The organism is Azospirillum sp. ST 5-10, assembly GCF_051225715.1.
Classification (GTDB): domain Bacteria; phylum Pseudomonadota; class Alphaproteobacteria; order Azospirillales; family Azospirillaceae; genus Azospirillum.
The window spans coordinates 44,239-55,000 of record NZ_JBPJSP010000029.1; the positions used below are offsets into that span (position 1 = coordinate 44,239).

The 10,762-nt window shown below is 73.7% G+C and carries 10 protein-coding genes; 2 read left to right on the forward strand and 8 right to left on the reverse strand.

What is annotated here, in order from left to right; genetic code table 11:
- Positions 1-12: 12 nt before the first annotated feature.
- A complete protein-coding gene (locus tag ACSBPG_RS25070) occupies positions 13-1,248 on the reverse strand; it encodes a multidrug effflux MFS transporter (protein ID WP_435539964.1) in 1,236 nt (411 codons plus the stop codon).
- Between the two features lie 411 nt (positions 1,249-1,659).
- Between ACSBPG_RS25070 and ACSBPG_RS25075 the strand changes: the two genes are divergently transcribed.
- Complete coding sequence (locus ACSBPG_RS25075) at positions 1,660-2,943, forward strand: CynX/NimT family MFS transporter (protein ID WP_435539965.1); 1,284 nt, start codon at positions 1,660-1,662, stop codon at positions 2,941-2,943.
- A gap of 8 nt (positions 2,944-2,951) precedes the next feature.
- Here ACSBPG_RS25075 and ACSBPG_RS25080 read toward each other — a convergent pair whose 3' ends face one another.
- From ACSBPG_RS25080 to ACSBPG_RS25100, 5 genes are read right to left on the reverse strand one after another with little or no spacing between them, the layout of a single operon-like run.
- The gene (locus ACSBPG_RS25080; protein WP_435539966.1) at positions 2,952-3,878 is read right to left on the reverse strand and encodes a 3-hydroxyacyl-CoA dehydrogenase NAD-binding domain-containing protein; all 927 of its coding nucleotides are present in this window, start codon (positions 3,876-3,878) and stop codon (positions 2,952-2,954) included.
- A complete protein-coding gene (locus tag ACSBPG_RS25085) occupies positions 3,875-5,767 on the reverse strand; it encodes a TRAP transporter permease (RefSeq protein ID WP_435539967.1) in 1,893 nt (630 codons plus the stop codon). The genes ACSBPG_RS25080 and ACSBPG_RS25085 overlap by 4 nt, the downstream gene beginning before the upstream one ends.
- A 16-nt stretch (positions 5,768-5,783) precedes the next feature.
- On the reverse strand, positions 5,784-6,755 hold the full coding sequence (locus ACSBPG_RS25090) for a TAXI family TRAP transporter solute-binding subunit (RefSeq protein ID WP_435539968.1): 972 nt from the start codon (positions 6,753-6,755) through the stop codon (positions 5,784-5,786).
- The gene (locus ACSBPG_RS25095) at positions 6,752-7,147 is read right to left on the reverse strand and encodes an AtuA-related protein (protein ID WP_435539969.1); all 396 of its coding nucleotides are present in this window, start codon (positions 7,145-7,147) and stop codon (positions 6,752-6,754) included. Before ACSBPG_RS25095 ends, ACSBPG_RS25090 begins: the two co-directional genes overlap by 4 nt.
- Positions 7,144-8,490, reverse strand: a complete 1,347-nt coding sequence (locus ACSBPG_RS25100) for an acyclic terpene utilization AtuA family protein (RefSeq protein ID WP_435539970.1) — start codon at positions 8,488-8,490, stop codon at positions 7,144-7,146. Before ACSBPG_RS25100 ends, ACSBPG_RS25095 begins: the two co-directional genes overlap by 4 nt.
- 95 nt (positions 8,491-8,585) lie before the next feature.
- Here ACSBPG_RS25100 and ACSBPG_RS25105 point away from each other — a divergent pair, with 95 nt between their 5' ends.
- Complete coding sequence (locus ACSBPG_RS25105; protein WP_435539971.1) at positions 8,586-9,476, forward strand: LysR family transcriptional regulator; 891 nt, start codon at positions 8,586-8,588, stop codon at positions 9,474-9,476.
- Here ACSBPG_RS25105 and ACSBPG_RS25110 read toward each other — a convergent pair.
- Positions 9,463-10,119 carry a ChrR family anti-sigma-E factor gene (locus ACSBPG_RS25110; RefSeq protein ID WP_435539972.1) on the reverse strand — a complete coding sequence of 219 codons (657 nt, stop codon included), beginning with the start codon at positions 10,117-10,119 and terminating at the stop codon, positions 9,463-9,465. The genes ACSBPG_RS25105 and ACSBPG_RS25110 overlap by 14 nt on opposite strands.
- The gene (locus tag ACSBPG_RS25115; protein ID WP_435539973.1) at positions 10,116-10,742 is read right to left on the reverse strand and encodes a sigma-70 family RNA polymerase sigma factor; all 627 of its coding nucleotides are present in this window, start codon (positions 10,740-10,742) and stop codon (positions 10,116-10,118) included. Before ACSBPG_RS25115 ends, ACSBPG_RS25110 begins: the two co-directional genes overlap by 4 nt.
- Positions 10,743-10,762 lie beyond the last annotated feature (20 nt).

The window sequence follows — 10,762 nt, forward strand, 5'->3', positions numbered from 1 at the left end:
GCACCGGGCGGCTCACCGGGCGTCGCGGGCCTGCAGCAGGCGGCCGCGCTCGGTGACCAGGACGGCCACCAGGGTGAGGAGGCCGCACAGGGCGATCCCCATGGTCAGCGGCCGGACGGTGCCGTCGAAGGCGTGGCCGATGGCCCAGCCGAGAAGGGCGGCGGACCCCGTGGTGTAGAAGCCGATGAAGGAGGATGCCATGCCGGCGACGTGGCCCAGCGGCTCCATCGCCAGGGCGTTGAAGTTCGGCGCGATCAGGCCGAAGGCGAAGAAGGTCGCCGCCAGGAAGCCGCAGAAGGGAATCAGCGGCAGGTCCTCCGGGAAGCCGGCGAGCGCCAGCACGGCGCAGATGGCGACGTAGCCGATCAGCGCCGCGTGCGACACGCGGCGCATGCCCAGCCGGCCCACCAGCTTGGCGTTGGTGAGCGACGCCGCCGCCATCGCCGCGGCGATGGCGCCGAAGACGATGGGGAACAGGTCGCCCAGGCCGTAGACGTCGACGAACACCTGCTGCGCGCTGCCGACATAGGCCAGCAGGCTGCCGAACAGGAAGCCCGCGGCCACCGTGTAGCCGAGGCTGCGGCGGGTCGTGACCACCCGCCGGAAGGCGGCGGTCAGGGCCGGGCCCGACAGCGGCATGCGGTCGTGGGGCGGCCGCGTCTCCGGCAGGCGCAGCGCCGACCAGCCCAGCGCCAGGGCGGCGGCCAGGAACAGCACGCCGAAGATCCACGGCCACGGGCCGATGTGCAGGATGGCCTCGCCCAGCGCCGGCGCCAGCACCGGCACGATGATGAAGATCATCATCACGAAGGACATGACCCGCGCCATGTCGCGCCCGGCGAAGCGGTCGCGGATGACGGCGATGGCGACCACCCGCGGCGCCGCCGCCCCCAGACCCTGCAGGGCCCGGGCGGCGAGCAGCCAGCCGAACTCCGGGGCGAAGGCGGCGCCCACCGAGCCGATGGCGAACACGACAAGGCCGACGGCCAGCACGGGTTTGCGGCCGAAGCGGTCGGACAGCGGACCGTGCACCGGCTGTCCCGCGGCGAATCCCAGCATGTAGGAGGTGACCACGAGCTGCCGGTTGTTCGCCGAGGTGACGGCGTAGGTGCCGGCGATGTCCGGCAGGGCCACCAGCATGATGTCGATCGACAGGGCGGTCAGCGCCATCAGCAGCGCCATCAGCGTGACGAACTCGACGAACCCGATGTCGTGCGCCTTGGGGGGGAGGTCGTTGGAGTAGGGCATGGCGCGAAGGTGCGTCGGTTCGCCGCGCAGGGCAAGGCGGACAGCCCTGCGCCGGGAGCAGTCCTGCGTTCTGCGCGCGAACGTGCCGTGAACCCGCTCAATCCAGAGGCAAGGCCGCCCAGAGGCAGGGCGGCCCAGAGGCAGGGCGGCGTGGTTCTCGGCGAGCGCCGCCCCGATGCGGCGTTCTCGTCGTTCCGGTGCCGCATGATGGTCATGGGCCTGGAGAACCGCGCCCCCTCCAGGTGCGCCGCAGCGCCTCCGCGACGGCCCGGCGGTGGCGACCGGATCGCCCGTGGCAAGCCGTCCGTCGAACGGACCGTTGGGTGGCAAACCACCTATGCCGCCGTCGCCCTTTCCCTGGCCGACGGCGACGGGCTAGGGTGCGCGCCGTTGCACACGCGGAACATCGCCATGCCTGAATCTCCCATGCCGCGGCCCGGGACGGCGGAGCCGCTCCCCCTCGCCGAGGAGCTGCTGATCGATGCCGAGGACCGGCCGGGGCCGGGGCCGCGCCCCACCCATCCGGTTCTGGTCGGCGTCGGGCTGGTGCTGGTGGCGCTGAACCTGCGGCCGGCGCTCAGCAGCGTCGCCCCGGTGCTGCCGGACCTGGTGCGCGACACCGGCGTGTCGGCCGGCGCCGCCAGCGTCCTGACGACGGTGCCGGTGCTGTGCCTCGGCCTGTTCGGTCTGCTGGCGCCGCGGCTGGCCCACCGTCTCGGCAGCGAGCGGGCGGTGGTGTGGGCGGTGGCGGTGCTGGCGGCCGGCCTGGCGCTGCGGCTGCTGCCCGACTATCCGGCGCAGCTCGCCGCCGCGGTCCTGGCGGGGGCGGGAATCGGTGTCGCCGGGGCGCTGCTGCCCGGCATCGTCAAGCGGGACTTCCCCGGGCACCTGGCGCTGATGACCGGCGTCTACACCATGGCGCTGTCCGCCGGGGCGGCGGCGGCGGCCGGCGCCACCGTGCCGCTGGCCGGCCTGTTCGGCGGCGTGGCGAGCCCGTGGGCGCCGGCCCTGGCGTTCTGGGCCCTTCCGGCGGCCGTCGCGGCGGCGATCTGGCTGCCGTTGCTGCCGCGCCGCGAGGCGCCGCCGGCCGGAACGCGGGCGTCCGTACCCGGACTGTGGCGCGATCCGTTGGCCTGGCAGGTCACGCTCTTCATGGGGCTGCAGTCGGCGCTGGCCTACGTGATCCTCGGCTGGCTGGCGGTGATCCTGCGCGACCGCGGTCTGGAGCCGCTGACCGCCGGCGCGGTCGTGTCGGTCTCGGTGATGGTGCAGGTGGCGGCGGCGCTGGTGGCGCCGACCCTGGCGACCCGCCGGCGCAGCCAGGGCAGGGCCATCGTCCTCGTGCTGCTGCTGTCGCTGGCGGGGATGCTCGGCCTGATGTTCGCCCCGCTCGGCGGCCTGTGGGCGTGGGCGGTGGTGCTCGGCCTGGGGCAGGGCGGGACCTTCGCCATCGCCCTGTCGCTGCTGGTGCTGCGGTCGGGCGACGCCCACGTGGCGGCGCACCTCTCCGGCATGGCGCAGAGCGTCGGCTACACCCTGGCGTCGACCGGACCGCTCGTCGTCGGGCTGCTGCACGACTGGACCGGGTCCTGGGTCTGGCCGGGGGTCTTCTTCGTCGCCGTCGACCTCGCCGCGATCGCCTTCGGCCTCGCCGCCGGGCGGGACCGGCTGGTGCTGGGCGGCCGACGCCCCTGAACGGGGGTTCAGCCGCCGCCCGGGCCGCGCCCGAGGAGGCGCAGCATGCCGATCAGGGCGCGGTCGCGCTCGGCTTCCAGCTCGGCGATCGAGCGGCCGTCCGCCTCCTCGGCGACGCCCTCGACGATGCGGGCCTGCACGGCGGCGTCGAGCGACGGGCTGCCCAGGCTGGCCCAGCGCTTCACCTGGCTGGGACCGAGATGGGCGAGATAGTGGGCGATCCCGCCCTCGCCGCCGCCGAGATGGTAGGTCATGTGCGGCCCCATCAGCGCCCAGCGCAGCCCCGGCCCCTGGGAAACGGCGGCGTCGATGTCGGCGACGCTGGCGACCCCCTGTTCGACCAGATGCACCGCCTCGCGGTAGAGGGCGGCGCTGAGGCGGTTGGCGATGTGGCCCGGCATCTCGCGCCTGAGCACCACGGGGTGGCGCCCGAGCCCGCGGTAGAACGCGCACGCCGTCGCCACCGCCGCGGCGGTCTCGCCGACGATCTCCACCAGCGGCAGCAGGTGCGGCGGATTGAAGGGATGGGCGACGATGTGGCGGCCGGCGGCGGCGCAGTCGGCGACGATGGCGCTGCGCAGCAGCGCCGAGGTGCTGCTGGCGACCACCACGTCCAGCGCCGCCAGCCCGTCGATCTCGGCCAGCAGGCGGCGCTTCAGCGTCTCGTTCTCCGGCGCGTTCTCCTGGACGAAATCGGCGCCGCGCACCGCGTCGGCGAGGTCGGCGTGGAAGGAGAGCCGGCCGCGGCCGCCGCAGCCCAGCTCGGCCAGATGCGCCAGGGCCCGCTCGACGAACCGCTCCAGGAAGGCCGGCGCGCCCGGTGCCGGGTCGGTGGCGGCGACGTCCAGCCCGTGGGCGAGGAACAGGGCCGCCCAGCTGGCCCCGACGGTGCCGCAGCCGACCACCGCCACCCGCGTGATTCCCGCGACGCTCATGCCCTCGCCTCCCGTGCCGCCGGTTCGTTCTCCGGCGCCGCCGCGATGCGGTGGCGGCGGGTGGAATAGAGCAGGATCAGCCCGGCGGTGGACAGGCCCAGCCCGTACCAGGTCGGCAGCGCCGCCAGGACCGCGATCGCCAGAAGCACGAGGACGTTGAGCGGCCGCGGCTCGACGTAGCGCACGCCGGCGAACAGGTTGGCGAAGGCCAGGGTGAACACCGTCCCGGAGACGCAGGCCTCCAGGACGTGCAGGAGGCTGCCTTCGGCCAGCATGCCGGGATAGACGATGAACATGAAGGGGATCACGTAGGTCACCGCGCCCAGCTTGACCGCCTCGCGCGCCACCGCCATCCAGTCGGCCTGGGCGATGCCGGCGGCGACGAAGACGGCGATGCAGACCGGCGGCGTGATGGTGGAGATGGTGGCGTAGTAGAAGACGAACATGTGGGCGATCAGCGGCGGCACGCCGACCTTGGTCAGCGCCGGGGCCAGCACCGCGGCGACCAGCACGTAGGCGGCGGTGGTCGGGATGCCCATGCCGAGCACCAGGCAGACGGCCGCCGTGACCAGGGCGATGGCGAAGACGGAGTTGTCGGCGATGCCGACGATGAGCGACGACAGCGCGACCCCCAGCCCGGTCAGATTGACCATCGCCACCAGGATCTGCGCGCCGGCCAGCAGCACGCCGATCATCACCAGCGCCTTGCCGGCGTCGTCGAGCGCGCCCACCAGGGTGCCCAGCGTCCGGCGCGCGTCGCCGGCCGAGCGGATGTTCAGCGCGAGGAAGGGCAGCAGCATCGCGGCGATGCCGAAGAAGGCGGCGGTCTGCACCGAACGGCCGGTGAGGATGCCGTAGAACAGCCCGCCGAAGGCGGCGGCGATGGGGACGATGCGGCGCGCCGTCAGGATGGTGCGCCACGCCGGCATCTCGTCGTCGGGCACCACCTTCAGGCCGCGCCGGCGGGCGATCAGGTGGATGGTGGCGAAGGCGCCGAGATAGTAGAGGAAGGCCGGCAGGGCGGCGGCCAGGGCGATGTCGAAATAGGACCGGCCGATGATCTCGGCCATGACGAAGGCGGCGGCGCCCATGATCGGCGGGGCGATCTGCCCGCCGGTCGACGCCACCGCCTCGATGCCGCCGGCCAGCGGCGCCGGGTAGCCGAGGCGCTTCATCAGCGGGATGGTGAAGTTGCCGGTCGTCGCCACGTTGGCGACGGCGCTGCCGCTGATCATGCCGAACAGGCCCGACGCCACCGTCGCCACCTTGGCCGCCCCGCCGGGGCTGCGCCCGCTGACGCGGACCGCCAAGTCCATGAAGGTCTGCCCGCCGCCGGTGAACAGCAGGACCGACCCGAACAGGACGAAGGCGCCGATGGTGGTCGCCGCCACCCCCACCAGCAGACCCCAGATGCCGAGGTCGCCCAGCAGCAGCGTCTCGGTGACGAACTGCACGTCGAACCCGCGGTGGCCGAGGCGGCCGGGCAGGTGCTGGCCGAGCAGGGCGTAGGCGATGCCGAGCAGGACCAGCGACGGGAACACCCAGCCGATGGCGCGGCGCGACACCTCCAGGATCGCCAGCACCAGCCCGGCGGTCAGCGCCACGTCGAGCGGCGTCGCCGTCGGCAGGCTGCCCATGATGGTCTCGTACTGCACGATGACGTAGGCGCAGCCGGCGAGGGTGGCGCCGGCCAGCACGGCGTCGACGGCGCCGCCGGCGGCGCGCCATGGCCGGCCGTGGCCGAGCGGGAACATCAGCACCCCCAGCACCACCACGAAGGCGATGAAGACGGCGCGCTGGATCAGGCCTTCGAAGGTGCCGAAGGCGGCCGTGTAGAGGATGAACCCGCCCAGCAGGATCGCCACGGCCTTGGTCAGGGTGCCACGCACGGCCGCCGCTCCCGTGTCACGACTTCGGCATGAGCTTGGCGGGGATGGTGACGCCGCGCTCCTCGAGGTAGCGGGCGACGCCGGGATGGAGGGGCACCGTGCCGTTGGCCAGGGTCAGGGCGACCAGGTCGGCGCCCTTGAGGTCGCTCAGCGCCGCCGCCTGCGCCGTGGTGTCCTCGTAGACCGCCTTGGCGATCCGGTAGGCGAGCTCGTCCGACAGGCCGGGCCGGGCGTGGACGGCCAGCCCGAAGCTCCAGGTCGTGTAGGCGGGCACCCCGTCGGCGGCGCCGGCGGGCACCTCCACCACCGACAGGTCGGGCAGCGCCGTCTCGATGGTCTTGCGCTGCTCCGGCGTCAGCGACAGCACGCGCACCGGCGTCATCGTCGCGATGTCGAGGGTCGAGCCGTCGAGCTTGTTGCCGACGCCGGACTTGACGTAGCCGATGGCGCGGTTGTCCTTGACCGCGTCGACGATGTCGCTGGTCGAGCCGCGGACGTAGTCGGGCCGGATGCCCAGCGCCTCGAGCACGGCCTCGCTCGTCTTCTCCGTCGCCGAGCCCTTGAGGCCGGGGTTGAAGCGCTTGCCGGCGAGGCCGGCGATCGCGTCGACGCCGCTGTCGGCGCGGATGATGACGTTCTGCGGGGCGATGGAGTAGACCCACAGCAGGCGGCTGTCGATCGCCTTGTCCTTGAAGTCCCCCTTGCCCGCGGCCGCCTGGTAGCCGACGTTGGTGGTGACGAGGCCGAGGTCGATCTGGTTGCGGGCGATGCGCCGCAGATTGTCGACGGTGGCGCCGGTCTCGACGACGGCGCTGTCCGCCTCGGCGACCTTGTCGTTGATCAGCTGCGAGACGGCGACGAAATAGCCGTACTGGCTGGACGACGCCGAGGTGGCGCCGATCAGCAGCTTGGTCTGGGCGGCGGCCGGCGCGCTCAGCCCGAGCACGGCCGCCAGGGTGAGGGTCGCCAGACCCGTGGTGCGCATCATGGGGTTTCCTCCTGTGTCGTGTTGGCAGCGTCGTCCGGGGCGTCGAGCAGGGCGCGCGGCACCCGCACCGGCAGGGAGAGGACCAGGAACGACAGCGTCTTGCCGTGGCCGTCGAGGTTGAGGGCGAGGTTGACGCCGCCCTGCAGCACGTCGTCGATCACGAGGTTGACCGCCGCCAGGTTCGGCAGCTCGTAGCGGACGGCCGGCCCGGGGCTGCGGTGGCGGAACAGGGCGCGCACCCGCTCGGCCGTCACCTCCGCCAGGATGGTCGGGTAGAAGGAGGGATGGCGGGCGATCACGCTGACGTTCAGGCGGTCGCCCTTGTCGCCGGTGCGGCCATGGGCGATGCGGTGCAGCGGGACCTCGACGAGGTCGGCGGTGTCGGCGGTCATCCCAGGATCTCCACGGCGGGCCGCACCAGGCTCCGCGGCACGTAGCCCGATGCGGTGGCGATGCGCTGGCGCACGGCGCTGCGCACGCCGCCGCCGCCCGCCGGGCCGCAGGTGTAGAGGGCCAGCACCTCCTGCGCGGCCCGTTCGGCCAGGGCCCGTTCCGGCGTCGCGACGGCGATGCGCAGGCGGACGTCGCCGTCCTGGGCGGGGGCCTCGGCCAGCCCGCCGCCGGCGTCGTCGCCGAACACGCTGCACAGGCCGACGATGTCGCCGCGCATCCGGCAGTCCGCCGGCAGGCGCCGGCGCACCACGTCCAGCGCCAGCCGCGCCCGCGCCGCCGCGTTCGGCCCGGCGTAGGAGATCTCGCCCTCGCCCAGCCAGCCGCCGTCGTAGCCGACCGTCACCTTCAGCCGCTCCGGCCGCGGCCGCCCGGCGGCGCCGGTGACCCGCACCCGGTCCGCTCCGGCTTCGGCCAGGACGACGCCGGTGATGTCGAGGGTCACGTCCGGCGTCAGATAGGCGGCCGGGTCGTGCACCTCGTAGAGGATCTGCTCGGTGACGGTGCGGCGGTCGACGAGCCCGCCGGTGCGGTCGGCCTTGCCGATGGTGAAGACGCCGTCGGCCTCCATCGCCGCAATGGGAAAGCCGATGTCGTGCGGGTCGGGGACGTCCTTGACGCCGGGATCGGCGAAGTAGCCGCCGCTCACCTGGCTGCCGCATTCCAGGAGATGGCCGGCGAGGGTGCCGCAGGCGATCCGCCGCCAGTCGTCCTCGGCCCAGCCGTGATGGTGCATGAAGGGGGCGAGCGCCAGCGCCGGGTCGGCGACCCGCCCCGCCACCACGATGTCGGCGCCCAGGGCCAGCGCCTCCACCAGCGGGGCGGCGCCGAGATAGGCGTTGGCCGAGATCGGCGCCGCCACCCGCAACGGCGCGCCGGCGGCGTCCTCCACCGCGCCGTCCAGCAGCGCGGCGGTGACGTCGTCGCCGGTGACGACGGCGACGCGCATCGGCCGGCAGCCCAGGCGGCGGCCCAGGGCGAGGATGCGCCGGGCCGCCGCCCGCGGGTTGGCGGCCCCGAAGTTCCCGAGGATGCGGATGCCGTGGTCGAGGCACGCGGCGAGGATCGGTTCGAGCAGCGGCTCCAGCAGGGGTTCGTAGCCCCGTTCGGGATCCCGCATCCGGTCGAGCTGGGCGAGCGCCAGCGTGCGTTCGCCCAGCGTCTCGAACATGATGGCCGCCGGCCGTCCCGACCGCGCCAGGGTGGCGACGACCGGGCCCGGCGCGTCGAGACGGTCGCCGGAGAAGCCGGCGCCACAGCCGACCAGGATCGTTCCCTCCGCCATGGCCCCTCCCCGCGGAATTTGTTAGTATGTCCATCATTCATGGCGGTGATTGCGTTGACAAACTGATTTGTTTGATCAATTGATAATCTATGCTTATGAATGTGACGCTCCGCCAGCTGCAGTGCTTCCGCCAGGTCGCGGAGCACGCCAGCTTCAGCAAGGCGGCGGAGCGCATCGGCCTGTCCCAGCCGGCGCTCAGCGCCACCATCCGCAAGCTGGAGGATGCGGTGGGCGTGCGCGTGTTCGACCGCACCACCCGGCAGGTCGTGCTCACCCCCGAGGGCGAGGAGCTGCTGCGCCTGGCGACGCGCATGGTGGACGAGTTCGAGTCGGTGTCCGGGGACCTGCAGGACTATCTGGCGCGGCGGCGCGGGCGGGTGGTGGTGGCGGCGCTGCCGACCGCGGCGGCGGTGATCCTGCCGCCGGTGCTGGCCCGTTACCGCCGGGACCATCCGGGCATCGACGTGCGCCTGGACGACGCGCTGCACGACCGCATCCTCGAGGCGGTGCGCTCCGGCTCCGCCGATTTCGGCGTCACGGTGGCTCCGGCCGACGGCGACGAGTTCCGGTTCCAGCCCCTGCTGGCGGACCGCTTCGTCCTGGTCTGCCGGCCGGAGCACCCGCTGGCCGCCCGCGGCGCGGTGACCTGGGCCGAGCTGGCGGATCAGCCGATGATCGCCATGTCGCGCACCACCAGCGTGCGCCAGCTCATCGACACCGCGTGCGCCCGTGCCGGGGTCGGCCTGCCGTCCCTCTACGAGGCGTCGCACCTCGCCACCATCGCCGGCCTGGTCGAGGCCGGCATCGGCATCGCCGCCCTGCCGTCGCTGGCCCTGCCGCTGCTGCGCTTCGCCGAGCTGACCGCCGTCCCCATCGAGGAACCGGTGGTCGAGCGCAGCATCGGCATCGTCCGCCGCCCCGCCCGCTCGCCGTCGGTCGCCGCGCGCGGCCTGCTGGACCTCCTGCTGGACGTCACAGGCCGATGAACGGCTGGATCAGCCGGCCCATCAGGCCGGTGAAGCGCAGCGGCGCGTCGGTGGCGATCAGGCAGACGCAGTCCTCGTGGCTGTCGGCGATCGGCTGGTGCCGGGTCTCCGCGTCGGCCTCGGCGAGGTCGCCGGGGCCGTAGCGGCCGAACTCGTCGGCGAAGGATCCCGTGAGCATCACCGTCAGCTCGATGCTGCCGTGGCCGTGATGGGGCAGGGTGGTGCCCGGCGCGATGCGCAGAAGCTGCGCGTTCCCGCCGGCGGCGGTGCGCGGCAGCAGGGGAATCCGTGCCACGCCCGGAGCGAGCCGCTGCCACCGCCGCTCCGGCGCGGGGCCGAGATAGGAGGCCAGAGGCTCCGGGAAGGGGCCGGGCGCGGCGGCGGTGGGGGCCGCGGCGGGACGCGGCGCCGGGGGCATTCCGTCCAGCAGGGCCAGCGCGCGGTCCAGCGCACCGTCGCCCAGCGGCTGCGGCGCCAGATCGTCGAGCAGAGCGCCGCCCAGCGCGTCGATCTGCGCCGCGACGCGGCGGCAGGCGGGGCACAGGGCGAGGTGCGTGGCGACCGCCAGCGACACCCCTTCGTCCAGGCTGCCGGCGCCGTAGGCGACCAGCAGGGCGTCGCTCGGGTGATGCTTGGGGGTCATGGACACTCCTCTCCCAGCGCCTTGCGGATCTTGTCCATGGCGAGACGCAGGCGCGACTTCACGGTTCCCAGGGGCAGGCCGAGGCGTTCGGCGATGGCGGGATGCGGCAGGTCGGCGAAGAAGGACAGGCGGACCGCCTCGGCCTGCTCGGGCGGCAGGGTCGCCAGGGCGGCGCGCAGGGCGCCGTTGCGCCGGCCGTCGGCGACCAGCGTCTCGGCGCTGGGGCCCTCGTCCGGCCGCTCGGCCAGGATCTCGTCGGACACTTCGGGGTGGCGGGCGCGCCGCAGGGCGTCGATGCGCAGGTTGCGGGCGATCGTGAACACCCAGGTCGCCGCCTCCGCCCGCTGCGGGTCGTAGAGGGCGGCCTTGCGCCACACCGTGAGCAGAGTCTCCTGGGCGATGTCCTCCGCCTGGGCCTGCGGCATGCCGAGGCGCACCAGGTACGCCTTCACCCGCGGCGCGAAGTGGCCGAACAGCCGGGCGAAGGCGGCCCGGTCCTGCCGCTCGGCGATCGCGACGATCGCCGCCGACAGGTCCGACGGCGGAGCCGGCGGCGGCTCCAGGGAGTGGGCGTGGGTGCCGATCATGGCCGCTGATACGTGGCCGTGGCGGTGGCGGATCACTGGGAAATCCGGTGATCCGC